General features: G+C 44.4%; 22 protein-coding genes and 1 tRNA gene. 11 read left to right on the top strand and 12 right to left on the bottom strand.

What is annotated here, in order from left to right:
* From A3738_RS23415 to A3738_RS23370, 10 genes are all read right to left on the bottom strand, one after another.
* Positions 1–1633: hypothetical protein (locus tag A3738_RS23415; protein ID WP_156504446.1), on the bottom strand; the 1633-nt coding region annotated here is incomplete at its 3' end.
* 11 nt (positions 1634–1644) lie between these two features.
* Positions 1645–2982 carry an HlyD family type I secretion periplasmic adaptor subunit gene (locus tag A3738_RS23410; protein ID WP_068478684.1) on the bottom strand — a complete coding sequence of 446 codons (1338 nt, stop codon included), beginning with the start codon at positions 2980–2982 and terminating at the stop codon, positions 1645–1647.
* Positions 2983–2992: 10 nt separating this feature from the next.
* Positions 2993–5131 carry an ATP-binding cassette domain-containing protein gene (locus A3738_RS23405; RefSeq protein WP_068478687.1) on the bottom strand — a complete coding sequence of 713 codons (2139 nt, stop codon included), beginning with the start codon at positions 5129–5131 and terminating at the stop codon, positions 2993–2995.
* 26 nt (positions 5132–5157) lie between these two features.
* Positions 5158–6750: an ATP-binding cassette domain-containing protein gene (locus A3738_RS23400; RefSeq protein ID WP_068478690.1), complete on the bottom strand. Its 1593-nt coding sequence runs from the start codon at positions 6748–6750 to the stop codon at positions 5158–5160.
* A gap of 158 nt (positions 6751–6908) precedes the next feature.
* On the bottom strand, positions 6909–8237 hold the full coding sequence (locus A3738_RS23395; RefSeq protein ID WP_068478693.1) for a sigma-54 dependent transcriptional regulator: 1329 nt from the start codon (positions 8235–8237) through the stop codon (positions 6909–6911).
* Between the two features lie 916 nt (positions 8238–9153).
* Positions 9154–10194, bottom strand: a complete 1041-nt coding sequence (locus A3738_RS23390; RefSeq protein ID WP_068478697.1) for a DUF1996 domain-containing protein — start codon at positions 10192–10194, stop codon at positions 9154–9156.
* Positions 10195–10627: 433 nt separating this feature from the next.
* Positions 10628–11182: a sortase domain-bontaining protein gene (locus A3738_RS23385; RefSeq protein ID WP_068478700.1), complete on the bottom strand. Its 555-nt coding sequence runs from the start codon at positions 11180–11182 to the stop codon at positions 10628–10630.
* Positions 11169–13286, bottom strand: coding sequence for a marine proteobacterial sortase target protein (locus A3738_RS23380; protein WP_068478702.1), 2118 nt, complete (start codon positions 13284–13286; stop codon positions 11169–11171). Before A3738_RS23380 ends, A3738_RS23385 begins: the two co-directional genes overlap by 14 nt.
* A gap of 52 nt (positions 13287–13338) precedes the next feature.
* Positions 13339–13554 (bottom strand): hypothetical protein, encoded by a 216-nt coding sequence (locus A3738_RS23375; protein WP_068478705.1) that lies wholly within the window; start codon positions 13552–13554, stop codon positions 13339–13341.
* Positions 13554–14393: an OmpA family protein gene (locus A3738_RS23370; RefSeq protein WP_197472229.1), complete on the bottom strand. Its 840-nt coding sequence runs from the start codon at positions 14391–14393 to the stop codon at positions 13554–13556. Before A3738_RS23370 ends, A3738_RS23375 begins: the two co-directional genes overlap by 1 nt.
* 316 nt (positions 14394–14709) lie before the next feature.
* Here A3738_RS23370 and A3738_RS23365 point away from each other — a divergent pair, with 316 nt between their 5' ends.
* The 4 genes from A3738_RS23365 (at position 14710) to A3738_RS23350 (ending at position 18676) form a co-directional block, all read left to right on the top strand.
* The gene (locus tag A3738_RS23365) at positions 14710–15411 is read left to right on the top strand and encodes a response regulator (RefSeq protein ID WP_068478712.1); all 702 of its coding nucleotides are present in this window, start codon (positions 14710–14712) and stop codon (positions 15409–15411) included.
* Positions 15411–17471 (top strand): ATP-binding protein, encoded by a 2061-nt coding sequence (locus tag A3738_RS23360; protein WP_068478715.1) that lies wholly within the window; start codon positions 15411–15413, stop codon positions 17469–17471. The genes A3738_RS23365 and A3738_RS23360 overlap by 1 nt, the downstream gene beginning before the upstream one ends.
* A 134-nt stretch (positions 17472–17605) precedes the next feature.
* Positions 17606–17779 (top strand): hypothetical protein, encoded by a 174-nt coding sequence (locus A3738_RS30135; RefSeq protein ID WP_156502502.1) that lies wholly within the window; start codon positions 17606–17608, stop codon positions 17777–17779.
* A 711-nt stretch (positions 17780–18490) separates the two neighbouring features.
* On the top strand, positions 18491–18676 hold the full coding sequence (locus tag A3738_RS23350) for a hypothetical protein (protein ID WP_068476040.1): 186 nt from the start codon (positions 18491–18493) through the stop codon (positions 18674–18676).
* 93 nt (positions 18677–18769) lie between these two features.
* Here A3738_RS23350 and A3738_RS23345 read toward each other — a convergent pair.
* A tRNA-Ser gene (locus tag A3738_RS23345) sits at positions 18770–18860 on the bottom strand.
* A 245-nt stretch (positions 18861–19105) separates the two neighbouring features.
* Here A3738_RS23345 and A3738_RS23340 point away from each other — a divergent pair.
* The 6 genes from A3738_RS23340 (at position 19106) to A3738_RS23315 (ending at position 22285) form a co-directional block, all read left to right on the top strand.
* On the top strand, positions 19106–19747 hold the full coding sequence (locus tag A3738_RS23340) for a Bax inhibitor-1/YccA family protein (RefSeq protein WP_068478826.1): 642 nt from the start codon (positions 19106–19108) through the stop codon (positions 19745–19747).
* 94 nt (positions 19748–19841) lie between these two features.
* Entirely contained in the window at positions 19842–20234 is a 393-nt protein-coding gene (gene tusD, locus A3738_RS23335; protein ID WP_068478718.1) for a sulfurtransferase complex subunit TusD, read from the top strand.
* Between the two features lie 2 nt (positions 20235–20236).
* Entirely contained in the window at positions 20237–20602 is a 366-nt protein-coding gene (locus A3738_RS23330) for a DsrE family protein (RefSeq protein WP_068478721.1), read from the top strand.
* Between the two features lie 13 nt (positions 20603–20615).
* Entirely contained in the window at positions 20616–20915 is a 300-nt protein-coding gene (tusB, locus tag A3738_RS32730) for a sulfurtransferase complex subunit TusB (RefSeq protein ID WP_068478724.1), read from the top strand.
* Between the two features lie 8 nt (positions 20916–20923).
* Entirely contained in the window at positions 20924–21232 is a 309-nt protein-coding gene (locus A3738_RS23320; RefSeq protein WP_068478727.1) for a TusE/DsrC/DsvC family sulfur relay protein, read from the top strand.
* A gap of 27 nt (positions 21233–21259) precedes the next feature.
* On the top strand, positions 21260–22285 hold the full coding sequence (locus A3738_RS23315; protein WP_068478730.1) for a glycosyl transferase family protein: 1026 nt from the start codon (positions 21260–21262) through the stop codon (positions 22283–22285).
* 48 nt (positions 22286–22333) lie between these two features.
* Here A3738_RS23315 and nfuA read toward each other — a convergent pair whose 3' ends face one another.
* On the bottom strand, positions 22334–22915 hold the full coding sequence (gene nfuA, locus A3738_RS23310) for a Fe-S biogenesis protein NfuA (protein ID WP_068478830.1): 582 nt from the start codon (positions 22913–22915) through the stop codon (positions 22334–22336).
* Between the two features lie 197 nt (positions 22916–23112).
* Here nfuA and metH point away from each other — a divergent pair, with 197 nt between their 5' ends.
* Positions 23113–26817 carry a methionine synthase gene (gene metH, locus A3738_RS23305; RefSeq protein ID WP_068478734.1) on the top strand — a complete coding sequence of 1235 codons (3705 nt, stop codon included), beginning with the start codon at positions 23113–23115 and terminating at the stop codon, positions 26815–26817.
* Positions 26818–26912: the final 95 nt, after the last annotated feature.

Genomic DNA, 26912 nt, shown 5'->3' with positions numbered 1-26912 from the left:
TAATCGGTTCATCTTCGTTTCCGCTAATGTCGTTCGCTTGTAACGTTGGGACATCCGCCACTGGGATAACTGAAACATGATATTGTGCGGTGCTACTCGCTTCCGTAACCACACCACTATCTGGATCTTCGTCCTGATGCGTCACCATGACATCCAACGTAAAGTCAGTACTGTCATGCAACGGAGGCGTTAACGTCAGCGCTGCTAGATCCTCGGCCAATACAGTCACTGTATCGTCAGCATTGACCGTACCGTGGCTAAACACTGCGCCGTCTGGCACTTGCGAAAACATAACGCTCACAATGCTATCTGGGTCGACATTACCTATGATCATACTGAAGATATCCAATTGCATTGAACTATCTTCATTTACCTCTGTATACCCATCCCTGAGCGTTATCTCATCAATAACGTTTATGACAGTTACAGGCAATGGCGTGACCGTTTCAGCAGAAGTCGTTGCGCCCGAATCAGCATCAGTGTCTTCGACCGTAACTCGGACTGTTAATGTAAAATCATAACTGCTGTCCTTGGGAGGTGTAATGGTTAGTCCCGAAAGGTCACTCTCAGTCAACGTCCAGGTGTTATTGCCATTATCTATTCCAGCAGAAAGACTCGCACCAAATGGAACATCAGCTATCACTATCGACGTAATCTTCTCAGAACCATCACCATCAACTAAAGATGTCGAGATATTCAGATCGATAGCAGTATCCTCGTTACCCTCTGCCTGTTGCGTCACCACAAGCGGAGCATCGGCGATAGCTTCAACTTTTATATCAAGGTTCGTATCAACACGACCAATCTCAACGATAGACACGCTGTCAACTGCCACCTCTTGAGTAAGGGTAAACTCGTCATTTACAGAAGTGTCTTGGTCGGATGAAATTTCTTCATACTCAATAACACTGACCGATAAACGAACGTCATCGCCACTATGCGGACTTGGGATAAAAAATAGATCATCAAGATCGTCTGGGGCTAAACTATAGCTCCCATCGCCATTATCCACGCCTGCTGACAAACGACTTCCCTCAGGCAAATCGCTTATAATAATGAGTGTTTTTGTTGTTGGTGATGCCAAATCGCCAGGAGTAATGTCGATATCAAGAGCAATAGCGGTATCTTCGATTCCGATCGCTTCACCTACTTGAACGTCCAAGTCAACAGGTGCATCCTGAGCCTCACTGCCCATTTCGTCGATACGATTATCGTTATTGTTACCTGAAACAGAAGCGCCTGCGACACCGTTAAATCCGCCGTTCAAACCTGCACCGGTGTCATAGTCGGGGAGCGGCAACGGCTCTCCAAATGTGCTTTGATCAATCTGATTGCCTTCATTCTCCAAATTACTAGTATTTCTAGTCGGTGTGACAGGCGATGGTGCGGTGGTGCCGCTTGATATTGGTCCGACAGAGTCCGTTGTTACATCTCTTCCAGCTTCCTGAGCCGGAGGTTTAGTTGGCAGTTCCGATTGACGCGGTACTACTGGATCTGCTTCAGGAGATATGGGTTTATCCTGTTTTTCGTCGACACTTTTATCTACGTGCTGATTGTAAGTCTGATTAGATGACCCAGAGACTTTACCTTTACGGGATGTATTCTGACCGTCAGTATAAGGTGTATAACTCATCACTAATCTCCTTATTTTTCAGTAAAGGCGCGCTGTGAGGCGAGGCGAAGTGGTTTTAACAAGTATTGAATCACCGCTTTTTCACCACTTAAAATATCAGCTTGAACCACCATGCCGGGCAATAGGCGATTTCCCTCAGACCCGACCCACTGGTCATCCAGTGCTATATTAGCTTTGTAGTAAGGTTGACCGTCTTCATCTTGAAAACTGTTTTTAGAGACCTTCTGTAAGGTTCCCGTAACCATGCCATGTTGAGAAAAATCAAATGCTGTCACTTTAACATTGACATCTTGGCCCAATTTGAGGGAGGAGATATCCTTGGTATCGATTTTTGCCTCTGCAATTACTAGAGAGTCGTAGGGGATAATCTCGACTAGCGTAGCTCCAGGTGTCACTACTTCGCCAACAGCGTCGATTGTTAAACCTGTAACAAACCCTTTAATGGGTGAGCGAACTACGAGGTTATCAAAGGAGTGTTCCGTTCTAGTTAAGGTCTGTGAAAGTTCGTGTAGCTCGGACTCAATTGCCGCTAAGCGCATTGTTGCTTTTTCATCTATCGCGGCATAAGTTTCTGCAATCTCATGTTCTGCCTCCATTACCTCTTGATTCACAGAAGCTATACGACCAACTACGTTACTCATTTTTGAAAGCATCTCGTCGCGCTCCTGCGATGCTTGAATCAACAATAATTTACTCTGATTTCCGCTTTCTTTTAGCGTTTTAATCATGCTGACCTTCTCATCGATAGAAGCCAAATGATTCTCTTCGACTTTCAGCTGTTCCTCTAAATATTTCTGCTCATGCTTTTTCTGTTCTACTCTAGATTTCAAGCCATTTATTTTCGACATAGAAACGTCTTTTTGACTGTTAAATGCAACGATGTTGTGTTTTACAGCAGTCGGATAACTATCCACGAAATTAGAGAAATCTGGATTCCTACGTTCTATCAACGCGTGCAACCGCTCAGACTCTATCGATAAAAAAGCATGCCGTGCACGCAACTGAGACAATTCCGAAGCCATCAATACTGGATCGAGCATAAAAAGTACGTCTCCCTGCTCTACTAAATCTCCTTCTGCAACGGCGACCTCAATGACCTCAGCAGAGTTCTGGTGCTGGATCTGTACGATTGAGTCTGAAGGCACCAACTTGCCGTTGGCGCGAGTTACCTCGATAACCTGCGCGATCGAAGCCCAGAGTAATAACAACACTAAAGTCACTAAAATCAATTTTGGGGCGAGGGTGAACATCTTCCCCGGATTCTCTTTGTCAAATTCAGAACTGTAGAGCAAGGTTTGCTCGCTATTTTTTCCATATGCTCGGCTAATTGACTGATAAAGGTTCTTCATTGCCATCTCCTTACACAAAATCACCAGAATTCAAACGTTTAATTTCCTGCACACGACCGTTTTCCATGAGAACTTCGTGCTGCCCCAACCTTCGGATATAAGGATGAGTGGAGACAATAATCATTGTTGCTTCAGACGTTTTTGATTTGATGTAATCCATCAAATACCCGACAGAATACTCGTCAAGGTTACGACTAGGCTCATCAAGGATAATCAAACTCGCATCTCTAAGAAAAAGACGAATTAACCCTATCTTTTTGGTGAAACTTGCGGGGTATTGGCGCTCTCCACCCATCGGAGTGTCAAGACCTTCAGGAAGTAGCTGATCATCGTCAAACAATCCCATTTTTTCACATGCCTGCCGCAATCGCCCATCACTCGAATTAACCGAAGCGACCAGTAAATTGTCACGAAGAGAGGCTGTTAGAATCTGGGGTTCTTCAGACAGATAGGCAATCGAAGAGCGGTACTCAGACGCGGCATATCTGCGAATGTCCAGGCCCCCTATATGCACAGAACCAGATTGCGGTTGAAATTGTCCAGCTATCAATTTCAATAGGGTAGATTTTCCCGCCCCACTGTGACCAGACACAATGATAGTGCTTTTCTCAGGCAGAGATAGCTGAGGGATCTGAAGCGCCATAGCGTGATCATGATGATAACGAAAAGCTATATTTTGCAGAAAAATTTTTGAGGACAGATCTTCCTTACAGTAACCACGATTAGTAGATATGCTTTCGATCACACTATTGCATATCTGATTTACTGAAGTAACCGCTCGTCTGACGCTACCGATCAAATCAAAACTCATCGCGATTTGTTTGACTGGAGATAACAAACGCCAAATCAAAATCATGGCTGCGATCAGAACACCAAAATTCATTCTTTCTGCCATAATCTCGCTGGCGCCGATGACTAAGACACCTAGCCCAGTAATGGCAAGAATCAGGCTAGTTAAGCCATTCAACATCGCTTTTCGGCGGCCTTCAGCATAAACAGCAGTATCATGGTTAAGACAAACCCTCTGGTATCTTGAACGCCAACGCTCTACGGATCCCGAGTTAGATAATTCAGCAAAGCAATCAACTAGCTCGGAGCTTAGATCATTTAACTTCGTATTCTCTCGACTAACACGAAGGCTCAAAGACCCTTCAATTCGGCGTAAACTCCAAGCAACGATCAACATCGAAGCGATGCCGAGACAAGCCATAACACCGAGTCCAGGAGATAATATTGTTAACAGAACAACGAAAATAACTACAATTGGGATATCACATATTGCCTGCGCGGTAGGATGGGTAACAAACTGGCTTATGTTATCAACTTCGGCAACGCGCTGTGACTTGGTCGAAAGTTCAGAGTTGAGCAAATCGATTAGCCGATGGCGTACAATCCTATTAAGTACTTTCGGCTTCATGATGGATGAGAACCGTGTAGACACTTGACACAAGATACGTCCACGAATCAATCTCATCACAAACTCAGATCCGAGTAGTATCAGTGCTCCGATAATACTGCCAATGAGAACTAGGTAAGAACCCGTGGGTAAAACCTGGTCGTAAACCACCATGACTATTAGTGGTACTGACAACGCAAAAAATCCAGTTAACACGCTAGTCAAAAGTACATGAGTTTTTAAAGGTTTGAATCGTGCAAATGTTTCTCGAACATAATCAATATTTCTTGCTTCAAGATGCTCTTTCTCTTCGTCAAAAATAAAGTACATCATCCGCTTGTTAAGCAGCTGACTTTCTCGCATCTCAAGGTAATCATCACCATCGAAAACGTGGTAAATGGAATCACGATCAATTGATTCAACTAGTAACAGCTTTTCATCATCCACAACAAAATAAGGAAATCGTCGACATTCAGATTGGCTTGAAAAAATCTCATCATAATTTCTCAAAAATCCAAGCCGCCCTAACACTTCTGCAAGTTGATCAGTCCGAACAAATGCGTCTCTATAACCAAGGACACGTCTTACAGTTAAACTGTCACCCTCGAAAGCTCTATTTTTCAAAAACCTAACCAATACCCTTATATTGTTGTGGGTTTCTTTCTCACTATCATCGAGGGAGAAACGATGTCCGTCAGATCCGTCTGAGAGTGGATCGAAACGGTCGCTGTCATATTCATGGTAATTATTCATTCATCTGCCCCTGTACTGTATTTTTCTCAAACGCAAAGATATTTTGTGCCCAAGTTAATAAACTGCGACTGCTGGCTTACAAGAATAATAATATGGTCCTTTTGACGGCGTTTTATGGCCTCCAAAAATAGATTATTAGATACCGGATCCATGTCAGAGTTGATCTCATCAAACAGTAAAACCGGCGTATTGGAACAGAGACATCTTGCGATCGCGATTTTCTGTCGCATGCCTTGGTGAAAAACACCATAGTCAACATTATCAAGGTACTCATCGAAAGACTTAGGGAACTTGGCCAAATCTTTCGTCAACCCAATTTCATGTGACACGTCATAGGCAGATGATTCTCTGCTTTTGTTATGTAACGTGATGTTGTCTAAAAACGAACCCTTGACTAATTTTGGTTGTTGCGGACAAAGTGAGATATAAGGTGTCAAATCTCGGTTGGCAATTTTTCTAACATCGATACCAGAGTAACTAATGACCGCTTGATCGTGCTCACAAAGCCCTGCTAGGGAAGATAATAATTTTGATTTCCCAGCATTATTAGCTCCGCTGATTACTAAAATATCACCTTTCTTCAGCTCAATATCTTCGCTACTTTCGTGATCTGGATAATTTAAACCTGCAATACTGATAGTAATGTCTTCATCCAACGTGAAGTCTTCGGGAATCTCTGACGAAGGGGAGAGAAGTTGATCAAACTTACTTTGCACGGCGCTCAAACCATCACGACTTTGAAAAGTAAGCGCTACCCTTTGAGCTAGTGGGATCATGCGACCACTGATGATTGTGACAGCTGCGATGCTTCCAATGGAGATGTGATCACCAAAATAGGCTGCAGCGCCCGCTGAGACAGTAGCTATGATTATCAGTTGTGAAAACACATTGGTGAGTGTAATCACGTCTACAGAAACCATATCGAAAATATGTCTTGTTTTGAGCGCTGGTCGGGAAAGACGCGCATATTCGGAAGACAGCTGCTGTTCAGAGCCACATGCTTTAATCGTCTCTACACAGCCCAAAGCTTCCTGGACGATAATGTCAGAACCTTCCTGTTGAGAACCATTGCTTTCCTTAGCGTCCGCTTGAAGTGACAACGCAAAATTCAGGATCGTAAAATATGCGAGTATTGTTATTAAGGGCGCTAAAACTACCCACGAAGCGATATACGCAACTAAGATCAGAAATAAAATAAGAAATGGAAATTCTGCATACGCAATAATCTTTCGTACGGGCAAAGAGATTGAAGAAGAGATATCGCTTGAGAGAATTTGTTTTGCGGCTCGGACGTTCTCGCTACTGATATGACGGAAATTCGTCGTCAACGCTCCCAAAAATAAATTCTTGAAAAAATAGTCATTTCTCGACGTATAGTAGGCGACCCCAGCTTCTTGGATATAGCGTAAGAAACACTCGACAGCGACTGCAATGAGAACGATAACCGTGAGAGCGATGAGCGATTCGACAGCGTTGTTGGGAATAATTTTGTCGTATACGACCAATACTGATAAGGGTAGAACTAAACCAAATAACTGGATTAAAACTGTGGAGATGACCGTATCGAATACAAATTTGTTAGAGTGCTTCGTGTGATGTTGGCTGACTGTATGATCCATGACCGACTACTCTCTGGCTTAAACATATAGAACTGTTTAGCAAAGATAAGGCCAGAATAAAAATCACATGAATATCAATAACTTACAACTGGCTCCCTCCGAAAAAATGTAACAAAAAAGTATCAACGAATAAAAAACGCGTAACAACCGTATCACTGTTATAAGTTGTGCTCCTTAATCTTCCGCCATAACGTCATTCGGCTAACACCTAGAGCGCTTGCGGCATCACTTTTATTAAAGTTACATTCTTTGAGCGCGCTGATAATGTCGTTTTTAGTAAGATCTTTGCGTGCTCCAGCATGGGTGGGTAAATCACTTCCGAATAATGTTGAGTCCTGCAAATAACTGGGCAAGTGTTGACGAGTAACGACCTCATCATCGTGCATAGCTATAATATAACGGACAACATTTTCCAGCTCCCGAACATTCCCGGGCCAATCATAGTGGGTCAAAAACTGCTCCACATCGTCAGTACATTTGAGCGAGCGACTTAATCGTTCGGCAAAATGTCTGAACAATAGCAAAATATCATCACGGCGCTCTCGCAGCGGAGGCAGACTGATTCGGACAACGTCCATCCTATACTTCAAATCTGCACGCAAACAGCCTGTCTCTACCGCCTGATCAACCGGTAAATTAATCGCTGAGATAATCTCACCCTCAAAATCAAGCACTGCATGATCGCCTAAACGAGAAAACTTCCCAGTTTCCAAAACGCGCAGTAATTTACCTTGAATTGCCATATCTAAGGAGTTTAATTCATCGAGGAAAATCGTGCCGCCTTTCGCCTGTTGAAAAATCCCAGTACTATCGCGGTCAGCTCCGGTAAAGGAACCTTTCACAGATCCAAACAACTGAGACTCCGCTAAAGAGGGAACTAAGTTTGGGCAGCTGCATGCTAAAAATTCACCCTCTTTACGCGCGCTATGGTCGTGTATAGCGTGAGCAATTAACTCTTTACCAGTCCCTGTCTCACCAACAATCATTACGGGCAAACCAGATTTTGCCGCTCGCGGGACCATTTCTAACAGTTTTAAAACATTCTTGTTCTGACTGACAAAACCGTAGTTATAAACCTCTTTTTGCCCGCGCAGATTTCGTCTCACTCTATCCATGACGTTGTACAGGTCAGGCTTTGAAACTGGTTTGGACAGGTATTGATCAAGTAGCTTGTTGTTGAACTCAGTGATCACTTCTGTGTAATCATCAAAGGAACTCATCAGTACCACATAACATTCGGGATACAGTTGCTTCACTCGACGAATCAACTCTAACCCGCTCAACGTCGGCATTCGATGATCAGTGAGCAAGACCTTGATTTCATTATTTTCCACGTAACTCAGGGCAGCGGTTGATGAGGACTCAAAGCGAATATGATCACCGTAATCCAAAAGTATGTACTTGAGTAGCTCTAGACAGGTCTCATCGTCATCTACAACTAGATACGGCCTTTTATTCACATTACTAACATCATTTACATTACTCACGTCATTCAACTTCCGTTTATCCAACTTTATAAATAGACAACGTAGAAAACCTATGCTCGTCGCACATTTTTTCTGCAACAGTAGAACAATTAAAATTAAATCTACTTGCTAGTGCTAAACTGTAGTATGTTTTGCTGCTTGAACAACTGCAGCACATGCGCAGTACCAAATGACTATCACCGAATAGCCACCCCAACCGCCGTAGATACCACTCTCCATCAAAATATTACTTTACTTCATACTCCATAATCGAAAAACACGACTATTACTGAAGAGGAAAGCCCTTATTAATTATAGCCATTAAATGAAAATGCGGAATTCTGAGTTTTTATTCGTGAGGTTCTCTTAGATGCTGCGACGCGTACTTTATGTCTCTTGCGACAGGCATCTTTAAAATAAGCCATCAGGCATTTGAAATCATATTCATCATCACTAAATCTATTTTCTCGACCTACTAACAAGTCTACCTATTGGTAGATTGATTCCGAGATCTGACTAATAACGCCCTCATAGACCATGCGGGTATAGGGTTTAATAACTTAATTCCAAAACGGGTATTTCTCATCAATTAACGTTAAAAGTTGATTAGGTAAATCAAATCGCGAGCTTGTCTATAGCAAACAGATATTTATGAATTTTAAAGGCGCAACAAGAAAACAATGCGCGAAGAGCAACTAAGTTTTGAATTTATGGACGGCGCCCCAGAAGCAAAAATAGCATCTGGCGAACAAAAGCTGTGCAAGATATGTACAGCGTGATAATAAAAAAACAGAGCAATAAAAGCCAAGTTAACGGAGAAATCAATTTAACTTTCTCGATGAATGCATAAATTGAATCAACTTAGGGTTCGCTTTAATTCTTATGAGTAGAGCGCTAATTGAGGAGACACCTAAATCACATGCTTTTGTTGTGGCTTCTATTCGTCAATTACCGAAACTAAGCGTGTGCCGTCGGCCAATAGCCCTACGCTGCATTCAAACGCTGGATTCAAGCAGTTTTCGACAACTGCCCGCATTACTTCTTCATCCCAGCCGTTCATCCAATCCGCATGCGCGCTATACCCACCCGGCAATGCGTCGTTCATATCGGAGGACAATGACCAAGAGGAGGACGGACCAGTATCTTCGGTAACGTAAATATTGAAGTTATATGATATCTCTGGAATTGCAACTGGGTGGCTTGCAGGGCAACTACCTGTGCCAGCCTGCGGTGGCGTCGCCTCAATAGGATAAGCCATATGACTCTGAAAACCAGATGATTCAAGGTTTTCACCATCCCAGCATTGCGGAAAGACAATGCGTATTTCAAGTAAATCATCGACCGGGCAATCAGGAATATAAGCGATATGATCTAGAGGATCCCCTGGATCAAACCATATCTGATTTGAAACCCAGCTAGCACAGCGAAATTTCACTACTTGAGTGCTTTGCAAAGCATCTGTCATGGCTTGTCCAGCAATCATTTTTAAATTTGGTGGTGGAACTTGAATAGATCGAGCTGGAACATGATAACCGGTTTTGTAGTAAAAAAGAGGTTCAACATAAGTTATGCGCTCACCAAACGCATCATAAAGTGCCGGCACCCAATAAGCTGAGCGGTTCAATATAAGACCGTCGCATGTTGTACTTATCGATGTTCTCAGGCTATCTGAAGTTGTAAACGCATCTACATCGGGATTACCAAAAAAAACATGGGAATGAGTAGCCCGAGGTATATTAGGATAAAGCAAGGGATCATCCTTGCTTTCATGTGATTCCAAACAGTGAGTTCTGAATGCTCCCGTTTGATCGTCTCGCTCGCTAAACGCTTCATCAGAAAAAACAAGCCCCGATCTCAAACTTATTGGGTCATTACTTTCACTTGAATAAGTAGTTGGAATAGAGCTCGAGTCGCACGCTATCAGCAATAATGGAAACAAGAACCAAGAGCAAATTCGTAATAACCTAATTAGAGCCATACTCAGAAAATCCTTAATACCACTAAAATTACTTGATCGACTGAACGTTTTGCAATTCCAAGTAGCGAGAAATTTGGTAGTTTAATCAAACAATATGTAGGTATGGGTTGCGCGTTTTCACCATACTTTTCGCTAAAATACCGAGAATCACAAGCTAATATAATCCCTCTTTGACCATGCATGTTTGACTGAGGTCGTGGCAGAGAACCATGCAGCCCAACAATAATACGCTTCACTAATCAAAAGATAATAGCAGCTAAATCAGACTGCTCAAAGGGAAGCTGACTAACGAACAGCCTCTAAAAAGAGTGCCTCGCATATTCTTGAATTCTTCTGGATTATTTCAACAACTTATACGCACGTTCTTTTTGTGCTATTTCGCCTGTTTAAACGATATCTAAAGCATTAATATCGATTAAATTGAAAATCGCGATCACCCCCCCAAAACCAAGTATCTGCGGCTCTCAGAATCATCTTCATCACACGTAGAGAGGATCAAACGATCTCTCTCCAACGCATGATTTAATTGCAGGACTGGCGAATCTACGTGCTTGGTATGTTGCACAGAAAAATCTTGCTCATACTCTAGCGATTGGAGATGAAGCGACGCCCCCTTCTCCAGCAATGGCAAATTTTTAAAGTGCGTATCGTTATGCGCTTGGATGAGAAATATTTGTTTGCCTGTTTCTTCATCCACATGCACAGTCATCGCAGGGCTAAAGGCGAGTGCTTGCCCACTGGGTGTATTCAGTACAAACAAAGACTCGCCGATGGATGGTATTTTGAGCTGTGCGACGGGGTAAAAATCTGCCCACGGCCACGGTTTATAATTGCGTCCGTCACGCTCTGTTTTAAGCCAAGCGTTTTCGATCAACCACTGCCCTGTTAGCGCTTTTACATGAATCCATGCGCCTTGCATAACGAATAGCGAACCTAACGCCAAACCAATTGTTAAGACCCATGGCGCTAGTTTATTAGGCTGTTTCATAGCGTACTCCCTTCTTACTTAAACCAAGTAAGTTAAAAGCTAGCAAAGGCAAAACGGTAAGCCCTACGATCAGAAAACCGATGGTAAGTAACCAAGTTGTTCCGTTGCCCGTCTGAGCAAGATACAACTTCGCGCCATCGGGATTTTTACTTTGCCAGCCTTTAGGAAGATTTGACTTCAGTTTCTGTCGCAACAGTGCTTCTTGCGTGCGCTCGGGAGTAACATCTACCGCGACTAAACTGGTATAACGACTGAGCTGATGATGTTGCAGCGCTAAGTCTGTTGCACTTTGTTGATAACGTGCTTTGACGCCTTCGCTTGTGCGATTTGCTTTGTCGGTGAAGTATTGGATTTTGCGTCGCGCCCATTCAACTGCAATGCCTCTTTTAATCGCTCCGGGTTCTATATTGTGTTGTAAGAACACCGCTTCATTGCCACTCTTGGCATTGATGATGAGAGAGTTAGGCGCTTCGCGGGTCTTAAACAGTAGATAAGAAGCCTCATCGACATATAAGTCTGGAATCGGGTTTGGTAAGAGATCGCGATACTCGGTATCAACCGCTAAATCCAAATCTGTCAGCGCTGGATGATTCAAGGTTTTAAGAAGCCGACTTACCTTTTCTTGCACCTGATTCGTGCTACCGATCAAGGTGAACGTGCCACGTCCGACTTCCGCTGCCCGACGCATGAAGTAACCGTTAGGTGCAGAACCTATTCCTACCGTAAACAAGCGTGTATCACCAAGATTGCGACGTACATAATCAAGCAAGCTTTCCTCATCGTGCACTGCGCCATCGGTGATAAAAACAACTTGACGCAACGCATCTTGTTTGGAAGGTTTAAGCGCTAAGGCTAGGGCCTTTTGAATATGCGTGCCGTTCTTAGCATCCTGTATTTCAAGCGCCCAGCGTGCTTTAAGTAAGTTCGTTGTAGAGGCTTTTTTACTCCTATCAAATACAGGCCAAGCAGAATCATTGAAGAAGATAATATTAAAACGATCATGATCGTTAAGCTGCTGCATCGCCTGTTTAAGTGCAGCCTTTGCTTGACGAATCGACTGGCCGGACATACTTCCTGATACGTCCAACACAAAGATAAGCTCGCGCGCGGCGCGCTGTGTTTGCTCAACATCATCAGATGATGCCGGCGGCAACAACATCAGCATGTTGTAATACTCTCCGTCCTTCTGTTCGGTAAACACATTGAGCTGAGTATGCGTCTGTTCTTGATACGACCAGTTCAGAACAAAATCACGACTTGCCTCGTCTGGCCCGCCATCCATAGTTACTCTAAACGCACTGTCTGTAGAGGGCTCGATATGCACTGCGTGGCTATCACTCCAAGCACGATCAAATGGCAGACCCGCATTCACATCAATACGAATGTTCACTGGGTTGGCATTGGGCTCTTCAGTTTCTCGATAGCCAATACGCTCAACGCCATCCGATGCTTTTCGATCAACGGTCACCCGCTCACCTTTCACCCGCTCCTTTTTAACCACTAGGCTTTTTTGTTTTTCAAATTGGGGTGTCGCCACAATCGGCAAACGGAGCGCATAGCCATGATCTTTGAAATCCAAGGTTTGCTGGAAACTAAACTCAATAACGATCTCTGATTGTGGTGCGATATTCGCCACGCGTGTTGTAAACAAGTTCCCCTTGGGCGCTTCCAGCAATGCTGTGCGCTTACCCGCTTTTTTAGCTTTGTCGTAGGTCTTTTTGGCTTGTTGTTTTTCTTTGATTTGCCCCTCAATCACGCGTTCGCCGATATACATTTTCAGCTGATCGACCGCCGCGTTAGTCGGTAACGGGAAGGTATACACCCCCTCCAACCATTGGTCTGAAGGGTTTTTAAAACGCTGCGCAACATTAGCGCGAAAGATAGGACCACTTATGTTGCCTGTGATATTGGTTTCTAAAGCCAGAGGCGCAACCAAAGCGGTACGCATGTCTTCTGAATAAAATTGAAGCTGACCTTTTGGCTCGTTGCTCTCGGCTAATACCGCTTCACTCATCGACCAAAATACGACAATACAGAGCACTACGCCGATGAGTGAGATGCGCTCTTCAAGGCGTTGAATTGATGTTTTTGTTATGTTTGTCATGGCTTATTCCCTTGTAAAAAAGAGGCCACATGGAGTGGCCTAAAGGTGCGAGCTACGCTTGGGAAGACGGCGTGCTTTCAAGACTCTCTGTTTGCGTATCGTGCGTCGCACTCAGGGTTACATTCTCTAAACGGCTTACTACTTCATTTGCCGCTTCGTGATGACGACGAATAGGATAGAAAGGACGCGTGAATGGCTGAATCAATGCAGGATCTTTCAGCCATAGACGAAGCAAAGTTGCTTCATCTACTGCAATAAAGCATTTCATTAACGGTCGCCTGCGTGCATCACAACCGGCTGGGGCTCAGCACTTGGCATCGATAACTCAATCGCAACACGACGATCCAAGACATAGTTGCCTGCATCGCCACTCGTTACCGTGGCAAACGCTTCACCATGCGCGTTGGTCTGAATACGGGACGCTGCAATGCCACTCTCAACTAAGTAGTCTTTCAGTGCATCGACACGAGCTTGCGACAAAGCCTTGTTCGTTTGTTCTGGCCCGAGTAAATCGGTATGCCCATGCAAGTTGATGGCAATACTTGGGTGGACTTGCATGAAGCCCGAGAGTTCATCAATGCGCGCCTTCGCGTAATCTGGAATCGAGGATTCGTTGTGGCGATAGTAGATCTCTTGCGAATAATGCTTCGCGATATTCGATAGAATCTCCGCTTGCTCTCGCTCCGTGATCTCTTGGGCGCGAAGGTCGGCAAGCTCTGATGCCTGCAGTGCGTTTTCACGTGTGATGTTGGCGTTCTTTACTTTTAACTTACTGATGGTGCGCTGTGATTGCACATACTTAGATTCAAGCTTAGCGAGTGTCATGGTCTGCGCATCGAGCTGATTCTCACTCACCTCTAAAGCCTCACCTTGGTCATGGCCATAACCAAAGCTACCGCCTAATGCTGCACCGGCTGCCGCGCCAACAGGGCCGCCAATAATCGCGCCTAGTGCTGTACCAATACCGACACCCCAGTAGGTTCCTGAATTTGAATCCTCATTAAGTGGTGCATCACTTGAAGCTGATGATTGTGCGAAAGCGGCCTGGCTCATAGCAGTTGCAAGTACAGCGGCGAATGCGGTTTTTTTTATTGAATGTGTGTTCATTTCGTTCTCCATTATTTTTAAGTATTTGCTTGGTCGCCCAACTTGCATCCCTTGCAGATGACGTAGCTCTGAGTGCTCGTTCCTTGCTTCGTTGGGCGTAGTGCTATTGAACGGTTTTGATAAAACTAAGTAATGGAGAGGCACTGGAGCACAATGGAGGAGTTATGGAAGGTTGGGAGCTTTAAGACAAAAACGCCCATTTCTAGCAATACTATGGATGCATTATGGAGAAGTTATGGATTTATGGATTTTGGCTCCATAGGCCATTGGTTTTGCGTTACAGTAAGGCCAACAAAAACAGAAGACGAACACACCTATGTCCACCGTTATTGCCATTGTCGAAGACGATCTCGATCAACAACAAAACTATGCGGAATACTTACAATCAAAAGGCTTTGAAACCCATTGTTTCTCGAATGTCAGTTCGGCTTTAGAAGGCATTCCTGCGCTTAATCCAGATATCGCACTTTTAGATGTTGTATTAGAGGACGATCATGACGGTGGCTTTACTGTTTGCACCACCTTATTAGACCAAGGTATGGATATACCGATTGTATTTTTAACTGATAGAAGTGAAGAAATCGATCAAGGCTTTGGTTTTCGTATAGGCGCGTGGGACTACCAAACTAAGCCCATCTCTTTATCCCTCTTAGCGGAGCGACTGAAGAACACGATGCGTATTTTCAATATGCGTCGTGTTCCGATCAATAACGAGACAAAAGCTCTGCAGCCAGAGGCTGATCTTGTCATAGACCACGACCGTCAATATGTGACATGGAAAGGCAAGAGCATTGCACTCACTGCAGTACAATTTCAAGTATTCGTCACCATTGTCGATTCGGGAGCCGCCGGCTGCTCTTATGATGATCTTTGCGCATGCACCAGACAAGGCGTTGTAACGACCGGTACGATCAACTCTCACGTGAAGAACGTTCGGAAAAAGTTCAATGAAATTGACGAAGCCTTTAATGCGATTCGCAACAAGCCCGGCTTCGGCTATCGTTGGGAACTTGCTTAATGCAACGATTCGGCATTAAAGCGCAGATCAGTTTTCTTAGCCTTCTGTTACTGGTCATTCCTGTACTGACGTGGTCGTACTGGAAGGAGATTCAGCAAACCGCTATTTCTGCACAGGGCCGTGTTCAGTTGATTGAGACTAAAGCCATCGCGACAAGCTTGGTGGCCACTCAGGTCAATATCTCAAAACTGCTGGCCGGAAATGAAGACAGCGAACTAGAAAAGTACGCTCTTAGCGCTCCTACTACCTCTAGCCCTATTCGCTTAGATGGACAGTTTGATGATTGGGGTGATCAGACCTCCATCATCGAGGCGCATAATTCCAGCTTTCCTCTCTGGAGCGCTAGCACCAACATGGCAACAGAAACCAAATTTGGTTTGGCGCTCACCCAAAACGAACAATACTTGTATATTGCGCTATCAGTGCTGGATCGTAACGTACAAACACGCCAGCCCAATCACTTACGTTTAGATTATAACGATCACATTCAACTGACCTTCCGAGACCAACTCGGTGCGCTACGCCGCGTGATTATTCCAGCGCAAGGTGAAGGTGACCTTGCAAGTTATTTTACCAACCTCGAATGGAAGTACGGTATTGATGCCAAACACCCTGTTTCAGGTGAATACATTCCAAGCCACAAAACCGGTATTCAAGGCTATTGGCGCGAGACCTATTGGGGCTATAACCTTGAATTGCGCATCAACAAAAATGACTTAGATGGCCAAGATGCACGATTACATTTAGCCGTCGTAGACATTGACGACAATCCTGCTTTTGGACCTAGCGCCATTGTCGCGAGTTTACCCAAACAGATGGAGGACAAACTCAATCCTTTAGGCCTTCATGCAAGAGAATTACAACGTGTAATCGACCAGCTGCAGACCACTTATTCGCGACTATGGATTTACGACAAGCAAGGGCGCGAATGGGCCTATGGAGGCCGCGATGCATACAAGGGTGATAAACCAAAACCTTTCGACTCCCAGTGCGTGCAAAACGCCCTGCAGCAAAGTGACGATCTTGTTGAATTTAAGCGTGATCATAACGGTGAGCTAAGGCAGATTGTCTCGTGCTTCCCGATTACCGAAAGCGGCGAGGTGCTAGGTGTTGTAGTGATTGATGAGTCAGCAAGTCATGTGCTCGCTCAAGAAGAAGATAAAGTACGATCCATCGCTTTTCGTTTGGCATTTGCTATTTGCATTGTGATACTCATTTTCGTGGGATACGCATTCTTTTTGGTACGCCGTGTTACTCAGTTAAACGCAGAATCACAGCGCTCGATTGACGAACATGGGCGTATCGAAAAAACAGAGATTCAGGCGAGTAAAAACTTCCCCGACGAGATCGGCGATCTATCGCGCGCGATTACGCAACTGCTTCAAAAACAACGTGCATATACTTCGTTCTTAGAACGTATACCGCAGACCTTGCGTCACGAGATTTCAAACCCGCTAAATAAACTCAAAACCTCGATTGAATTACTGACTGAAACGCAACCAGAACTCAAAGGTAATCGTTACTTGGAACGGATCGATGCAGGCGCGGACCAACTTCATCAAATCACTGCGCACCTTACTGAGGCCGCGAGCTTAGAGAGCGCAATGCAATCAGAACAGCTCTCCAGCTTAGATCTAACTAAGTTCCTGCATCGTTACTTTGATCATTGGGAAGAACCGGTGCACGTCGAGTTTGAAGTAGACGAGGAATTTCAGACTCTCGGTGATACATCGCGCTTAGAACAAATGTTCGACAAGATTATGGATAACGCACAGAGTTTTTGCGCCGAAGGTGGCCACATTACTGTGCGAATCAAAAACCAAAATGAGCAACTGGTAGTTGAGATAGACAACGATGGCCCCCTACTCCCGACGGAGAAATCCATGGAGCTATTCAGCCCCATGGTTTCAACACGCTCAACGGGCAAAGACATTCATCTCGGCCTTGGACTTCATGTGGTGAAACTCATAGCAGACAAACACCAAGCAGAGCTAACTGCCAATAACCGAGAAGATGGCAGGGGCGTTGTGTTTAGTTTGGGATTCAAAGCAAAGATATAAAATTAACAAAACAAAGGACAAGGGATATGCCCACATGTAGAGAAGTAATTGTAAAAACTTACAATCACACAACTGGTGGCTCAAAACACGCGATTTGAGCTAGCCCCTTTAAGGGACAAGGCTTTGATGAGAACATGTTTGTCGAATGTTCGTCAGCGATTCGAAAAAAGCATGCGGTAGGCACATACTTTAAGATACAAGCAGCGATTAAAATTAAAGAGGGTGGCAACGACTTCCTATACACATACCCTCGCTGGCCATATGAGGTACTAACTGAAGATGAAGTTAGAGATTTCATTGGGCAATAAAGAAGCACTAAATAAATCAAACTTCCCTTTCACGTGACAATTTCGACACAGTGAGATATAAGGTGTTGAATGGGAAAAAGCCCTACAACGACAAAACCCGCTATAAAAGCGGGTTCTGGCTTTAAACAGTGGTGCCGATAGCGGAATCTAACCACAGACCCGAGCATTATCAAAATAATCTTCCAACTTGAATAAAAATCTAAAAGAAGATGAGGATAAAGAAAGCGAAGCTGATCCGTTTACATCCGCTGAACTGGATAAAATCGAATTTCTAAAAAAGTGGGGCTTATTACCGCCCTTAGGCCATCAATATGTTCCTGTTCAAATACTGAATGGGTTTATTGTTTTTAGAACAGACGACTGTAGCCTGGGAAGGCCTAGACCAGGTTAACTGGACTCTGACGGTCCGCAGAGCGCGTACTACAGAGGAGTATAGGTTCCAAAAGAGCCTTTGCGAAGTCAAACCATACATCTTCTGCAGCCAGCAATAAACATTCTAAAAGAGCAGTTCACACTTACACACGACCTGCCTGCTGAAAAATTTCATATGCGACGAGGAAATAATGTTACTATCCGGACCGAGAACCTGCGATCTATATTTCGGTACGACGCCTGTGAGTATCCTGATGATATCTGGTAAAAACGCGCTGTAAAAAATGACTATACGACGATCTTAAAAAAAGCTGGCGTTGGACATCGAGGTGCAAACCAGTGTCGGCATGCATTCTCATCTATGTTGCTCACGAAATAGTTCCAATTGATTTAGTGGCGGTCATCATGGGCCACACTAATAGTGAAACGACGAAAAAGCATTACGCAAAGATTGTTCCCGAAGATCGCCCGAACGTAGCGATAATAATTTCAGGCATTGCAGGATTTGAATATAAACAAGAGTGAGCAGAAGTGCATAAAAAAGGCTGATTTTGCCCCATTTTTGCCCCAAAGCAGTATTGAAAAAGGAAAAAATGTACATAAATCATATGCTTAAAATGGCGGTGAGCCAGGGATTCGAACCCCGGGAGGGCTATTAACCCTCGCTGGTTTTCAAGACCAGTCCATTCAACCACTCTGGCAGCTCACCGCATTTCGACGTTGCCCGACTTGCGACAACGGAGGCGTATATTAATGATTTATTTGGGGGTGTCAACGCTTTATTTTCGATTTTTCTGAAAGTTTTGTGAGTTGTTTTTTTGATCTATAGCCCTATTATATGACGTAGGATTTATGAATCATTTTCTGCCATAAAACTGGAGTTATTTCATGCAGGATAAACAGTTTCCTCAGTCAAAAGTAGCGACCGCTGAGCAAGATAAGTTAGCGCAAGTTATGGGTAACAGCCAAGCGGCTCTTGGCGCAGACGTGTCTTCTGTATTGAAGAATACTTACATGCTTTTGGGTTTAACTATTGCGTTCTCAGCATTAGTTGCATACCTATCAATGGACGCACCACGCCCTGGCATTATCGTTACTCTTGTTGGCTTCTACGGCCTATTCTTTTTAACTGCAAAGCTAAGCAACAGCGCTTGGGGCTTGGTAAGCACCTTTGCATTAACAGGTTTCATGGGTTACACGCTTGGCCCGATCATTGGAATGTTCGCTGGTGCCGGCGCAATGCCAATTGTTGCTAACGCACTTGGCTTAACAGCCTTCACATTCTTTGGCCTTTCTGCGTATGCACTGATTACGCGTAAAGATTTCAGCTTCTTAGCTGGCTTTTTAACAATCGGCTTCTTTGTATTGTTAGGCGCAATGCTAATTGGCTTTTTTACGAGTATGCCGGGCTTGCAGCTTATGATCTCAGCTGGCTTTGTTATTTTCTCTTCTGCTGCGATCCTCTTCCAGACAAGTGCGATTATCCACGGCGGTGAAAGAAACTACATATTGGCGACAATCAGCTTGTACGTTTCAATCTACAACTTGTTCCTGAGCTTGCTTCAATTGCTGACAGCTTTTGCTGGCGATGAATAGGTTCGAATAGATCATCAGCAAAAAGCCTCGCTTTCGCGGGGCTTTTTCATTTTTATCCTCAACAAACTACGACCACATCGCTACAATAGCTTCTATGAAACTAGCCATACTTATTACAGGCTCACCCTATAGCAGCCAAGCACCTTATTCCGCTCTTCAGTATTGCAAGGCAGCAATAGCTGCAGGCCATGAAATCTATCGCGTTTTTCTATATCAAGACGGCATACAACTATCGAATCGATTAGCTACACCACCTCAAGATGAAATCAACATTTTCAATGAGTGGACTGACTTTATTGAAGCAAATAGCATTGATGCCGTGACCTGCATTGCAGCAGCTGCACGCAGAGGCGTCATTGATCAAAATGAAGCAGAGCGTCACAACAAAGACTCATACAATATACATTCTGCATTCGAGCTATCTGGCCTCGGACAACTTGTAGAGGCCAATATCCAAGCTGATCGATTGATCACCTTTGGAGCTTAAGCATGACAAATACAAAATCTATTTTGATCTATCTCACCAAGGCCCCGATGGCTAATTCGGCTAATCAGGAGGCTGTCGACCTAGCTCTAGCAGCGGCCAGCTTTGAGCAAGAAGTAAGTTTATTATTTGAGGGTGACGCGTCCTTTCAACTCATTCCAAATCAAACGCCTGATTCGGTTGGACGCAAGAACTTACCTAAAGTTTTTAAAGCATTTCCCATCTATGGAATTCAAGATCTCTACCTGTTGGGAAACACTGAAGAATCATTGAAAGCAAAGATCCATGCCGAACATAAGAACATTATTGAAGTAGCGAACAACGAGTTAAACAGCCTTTTCGAAAAATTTGACACCGTTATTCGTTTCTAGCAGAGCCAGCTATATGAGCACTTTACATTCAATCAATCTGCCACCATCCTCAAAAAGCGATTGGGAAACTCTCATCAACGGCCTCAATGACACTGACGACGTAATACTAATCGAGGACGCTTGCTATGCAACGACAGACTTGTCCTTAGTTAATCGCATACTTGAGCTCATACCGCAGATATACACTCTTGAGATCGACACCTTGTCGAGAGGATTAGAGCCGCCGCTGAACAAGCAAGTCATACTTTGTAACTACGAAATGTTTGTCCAATTAAGCTGTGAGCACACTAAAGTTATTTCCTGGACCCGATAAGACGAAACATGATTGAACGAGACCCTCAAGGATTTCTAGTCAACCTTCACGATTGGAATGAAGATGTTGCTTTACAAATCGCTGAAGAAGAAGGCATCACGCTAAGCCCTGAGCATTGGGAAATCATCTTTTTATTGCGCAAATTCTATGAAGATTTTGAGCTCTCCCCAGCCATGCGCATTTTAGTTAAGACCGTGAAGCAACAGCTTGGCGAAAAGAAAGGCAATAGTATTTACCTGATGCAACTTTTCCCAGGAAGTCCCGCGAAATATGCAAGTAAAATAGCAGGCCTACCAAAGCCTACCAACTGCCTCTAACCTCATACAAATAAGGAAGTAGCTTATATGAGTAACGATGTCCGTATCCATGACAATATTAGACAAAGCGCAGAAGAGCATCCCTTTGCGCAATACGTGCGCATACTAGGCAAAGGCAAAAAAGGCAGCCGCTCTTTCACGTATGAAGAAGCATTAGATGCAATGACAATGGCGCTAAACGGCGAAGTAGAAGACATTCAGCTCGGCGCTTTTTTAATGCTTATTCGCGTCAAAGAAGAAACACCAGAAGAACTTGCTGGTTTCGTTCGTGCCGTTAAAAACGCTCTTGCTGCACCTGCACATATTAATGCTGATATAGACTGGTCTTCGTATGCTGGGAAACGCAGACATCTCCCTTGGTTTGTCTACTCCGCATACTTAGTCGCAAGCATGGGATATAGAGTTTTCATGCACGGCGTCAGCGGGCATACAAACAATCGCATTTATACCGAAACCATCATCGACAAACTTGGCTTAGCAAAAGCTGAAAACTGGAGCAAGTGCGAAAGTGCGCTTAATGAGGGCAACTTCTGCTATATGCCTCTGCAAGCTATCAGCCCAAGACTCGCCGACCTTATTGACTTAAGAAATACACTCGGGCTGCGCTCCCCTGTTCACTCACTATCACGACTGATCAACCCTCTTGATAGCGAACATGTAATTCAAGGTGTTTTCCACCCTCCTTACTTACCTTTACATCAAGAAGCTGCGCAACTGTTAGATTATTCAAGCTGCATCACCCTTAAAGGAGAGGGTGGCGAAATTGAGCGCAATCCAGATAACGACTGCACAACATTTAACTTATTGAATGGAGAGTTGAACCAAGAGACCTGGCCAAAACTATTTGGAAAACGTCACGTCAAGCCGAGCGAACTTTCGTTTGAAGATATGGTATCGCTCTGGCGAGGGAAAACAGACGACGAATATGGCATTGCTGCTGTCGTATCTACAGCGGCGATCGCACTGAAACAAATTGAGAAAGATATAAGCCAAGAAAAAGCGCTTGAGAAAGCGCAAAAAGCTTGGGACGACCGAGAAAAAGATAGGTTTTAATTTAACGCGCAAGACGTCGGGCTGCCAACGTCTTTTCAAGCGCTCTGACTATTTATAATACGCGTTATCTGTAACAGTATGGTCAGTAGAGTCTTTAACGCCAGAGAGCTCAGGAATCACCTCAAGTAAACGCTTCTCAACGCCATCTTTAAGTGTAATTGATACAGCACTACACCCCTGACAACCACCACCAAACTTCAGTACAGCGACATTATCTTCAGTCAGCTCAACCAAACTTACCTCACCGCCATGCGATGCCAAGCCAGGATTAATATCAGTGACTAACAGATAGCGAATACGCTCTTCAACACTTGAGTTTTCATCAACTCGTGGCATTTTTGCGTTTGGAGCCTTGATCGTTAACTGCCCGCCCATTTTCTCTTCGGCGTAATCAACAAACGCTTCTTCCAAGTAAGGAATACTTTTAGTTTCGACGTACAATTTAAAACCTTCAAGCTCAACTACCGTATCATCAGGAACGATATCTTCCTTCTTACAGTACGCCAAGCAAGTTTCAGCACCCTTAGTACCAGGCTGCGTCACAAACATACGAACGCCCATATCAGGTTCGTCTTGACGCCCTATTAATTGCCCTAAGTAGGTTTGTGCCGATTCGGAAACTGTAACCATATAAATACCCTCGAAAATTTGGCGTAATTCTATGCTTTTTGGACCCAAGATAAAAGCCTTAGTAATTTAGTCAGGTATAAACTATATCAAAATATTTCAATATAGTTTTGAATCAGGTAATATTGCGCGCAATTTATAGCCAGACGCCCTTTATACAGAGCTCTTAGGCCGACGATTCTAGGCACACAGGTATACGCATGACGAACAAAGCTTTACGCACTGACGCCCTATTAAAGGCAATCGATGAACGCATTTTGATTCTCGATGGTGCGATGGGAACCATGATTCAACGCCTCGGATTCACCGAAGAAGATTATCGTGGTGAGCGTTTCAAAAACTTTGATCAAGACGTAAAGGGCAATAACGACCTCTTATGCCTTACTCAAGCCGATGCCATTGCGAAGATTCATCGACAGTACTTGGACGCCGGCGCCGATATTATCGAAACCAACACCTTCAACTCCACCAAAGTGTCTCAAGCGGACTACAGCATGGAAGAGTTAGTGTATGAGCTAAATTTTGAAGCCGCTCGCATCGCTCGTGAAGAAGCTGATAAGAAAACCTCTGAAGATCCATCTCGCCCGCGCTTTGTTGCCGGCGCGGTAGGCCCAACATCTCGAACTGCATCAATAAGCCCAGACGTGAACAATCCGGGCTACCGTAATGTCACATTCGAAGAACTTTACGACAATTACTACGAAGCAGTAAAAGCCTTATCTGAAGGCGGTTCAGACATCATCTTAATCGAAACTATTTTCGACACTTTGAATGCAAAAGCTGCGATTTACGCCACCGAACAATACTTTATTGATGCTGGTTTTAAACTGCCAATCATGATTTCCGGCACTATCACAGATGCCTCGGGCCGTACCTTGTCAGGTCAAACCGCAGAAGCATTCTTATATTCTGTTGATCACTGTAATCCATTAAGTGTTGGTTTTAACTGTGCGCTAGGCGCAGACGCCTTGCGCCCTTATATCGAAGAGCTATCAGCGAAGGCAGAAACATATGTAAGCGCACACCCAAATGCAGGTTTACCGAACGAGTTTGGCGAATACGATCAGACACCTGAAGAAATGGCAGACATCATAGTAACCTTCGCTGAGAGTAATTCGATCAACATTATTGGAGGCTGTTGCGGATCAACTCCCGAGCATATTTCCGCCATCGTTGAAAAAGTAAGTAAGCACTCTGCTCGTAAAATTCCCGTTATCGATCCCAAAGTACGCTTGTCTGGCTTAGAAGCTTTTGTTGCGGATGAAAGCTCACTGTTCATCAACGTAGGAGAACGCACCAACGTAACAGGCTCTCGCCGCTTTTTGCGTTTGATTAAAGAAGAGCTATTTGAAGAAGCCTTAGATGTCGCGCGTGACCAAGTAGAAAATGGTGCACAAATCATCGACATCAACATGGACGAAGGCATGCTTGAGTCTGCCGACGCAATGAAAGTTTTCTTGAACCTAATTGCTTCTGAGCCTGATATCGCACGCGTGCCGATCATGGTTGACTCCTCTAAGTGGGAAGTGATTGAAGAAGGTTTGCGTCACGTTCAAGGTAAGGCTGTCGTAAATTCCATCAGCTTAAAAGAAGGCGAAGAGTCTTTTATTAAGTACGCCACAATGTGTATGCGCTATGGCGCTGCCGTGGTCGTCATGGCTTTCGACGAAACTGGGCAAGCTGACACATTCGAGCGAAAAATAGAAATTTGTAAGCGCTCTTACGACATTCTTGTTGGCTTAGGTATGCCACCAGCCGACATCATCTTCGACCCAAATATCTTTGCCGTCGCGACAGGTATCGAAGAGCATAACAACTATGCCGTTGATTTCATCGAAGCAACACGCTGGATCAAAGAAAATCTGCCTCACGCCAATATTTCTGGTGGTGTGAGTAACGTATCGTTCTCATTCCGAGGAAACGATGCAGTGCGCGAAGCCATCCACTCTGTTTTCTTATTCCACGCAATCAAAGCTGGCATGAATATGGGCATCGTAAACCCGGGACAATTAGTGATTTACGATGAAATCGACCCTGAACTAAAAGAACGCGTTGAAGATGTCGTACTAAATACTCGTGACGACGCAACGGATCGCTTGCTTGAAATCGCCGATAAGTTCCGCGGTGCAGTCGGCGAAACAAAAGCCGAGAACCTCGAATGGCGAGAACTCCCCGTTAATAAACGACTCGAGCATGCCTTGGTAAAAGGTATTACCACTTATATCATTGAAGATACTGAGCAAGCACGGATAGAAGCGGATCGCCCGATTGAAGTCATTGAAGGCCCATTAATGGATGGCATGAATGTCGTTGGTGATTTATTCGGCGCGGGCAAAATGTTCCTTCCACAGGTGGTAAAGAGCGCACGCGTAATGAAGCAAGCTGTTGCACACCTTGTTCCTTTTATTGAAGAAGAAAAAGGCGAAGGCCAGAAGAGCAAGGGCAAAATTTTGATGGCGACCGCTAAAGGTGACGTACACGATATTGGCAAAAATATCGTGGGTGTTGTACTTCAGTGTAACAACTATGAAGTCATTGATCTTGGTGTCATGGTTCCTGCCGATAAAATCATCGCAGCAGCGAAAGAACATAACGTTGATGTGATTGGTGTATCCGGCCTCATCACTCCATCGCTTGACGAGATGGTTCACGTCGCTAAAGAAATGCAGCGCGAAGGCTTAGACGTACCATTAATGATTGGCGGTGCAACAACATCTAAAGCGCACACAGCCGTTAAAATTGAACCGGCATACGACAACAATGCCGTTATCTACGTAACGGATGCTTCCCGCTCAGTAAGCGTTGCGACTTCACTACTTAGCGAAGGCCAACGTGATGAGTTTGTTGCAAACATTCGAGACGAATATGAGAAAGTGCGCGTCCGCCGTGCCAACCGAGTTAGCCAGAAATCAATGCTTAGCTATGACAAAGCATGCGACAACAAAGTTTCTTTAAACTGGGACAATTATCAAGCACCGAAGCCTGCATTTACCGGCACAAGAGTATTTGAAAACATCGACCTCAAAGAACTCGTCGATTACATTGATTGGACACCGTTTTTCATATCTTGGGACTTAGTAGGCAAGTTTCCAAAAATCCTGAAAGACGAGGTTGTTGGTGAAGCGGCTACGAGTCTTTATAACGATGCACAAGCCATGCTAACTGAAATGCTCGAAGACGAACGTATCAGAGCAAGTGGCGTGATTGGTTTCTGGCCTGCCGCGACTGAAGATGATGATACTGTCGTGGTTTACAAAGATGAAAGCCGAACGAAAGAACTCGCGCGCTTACATCACCTTCGCCAGCAGGTAGAGAAAACAGTCGAAGGCCAGCTTAGCCCTACGATGTCCCTCGCTGACTTTATCGCACCAAGCGATTCAGGCATTGAAGATTATATAGGAGGATTTGCAGTTACCGCGGGTCTTGGCGTTGAAGAGATTGCAAATGAATTCGAAGCTGCGGCTGATGACTACAACGCGATTATGATCAAGGCGCTAGCTGATCGATTGGCCGAAGCATTCGCCGAGTATATGCATGAAAAAGTTCGCAAAGAGCATTGGGGTTATGCATCTGAAGAAAGCTTTGATAACGTAGCGCTGATCAAAGAAAAATATCAAGGCATTCGTCCTGCGCCGGGCTATCCAGCTTGCCCTGACCACACCGAAAAAGAAAGGCTATTTGCTCTTTTGAATGCGCAACAAGACGTAGGCATGGAGCTCACCGAACACTTCGCGATGACGCCAGCGGCATCAGTCAGTGGCTTTTATTACTCGCATCCTGAGTCAAAGTACTTTTCTGTTGGAAAAATAACGAAGGATCAGGTCATTCGTTATGCCGAACGTAAAAATATGAGCGTTGAAGTATGCGAAAAGTGGCTATCGCCGGTGCTCAATTACGACGCTTAAGAGAAAATGAGGCGGCTTTAAGAGTTTAATTACTAAAACGCATAGAATTATTAGTTTTTAGCAGTTTTGATGCTTTATCAAAACTGCTAGTATCG

This window comes from Oleiphilus sp. HI0066, from assembly GCF_001635725.1.
The sequence above is the reverse complement of the archived record's forward strand: the minus strand, read 5'-3'. Positions and strand labels throughout refer to the sequence as shown.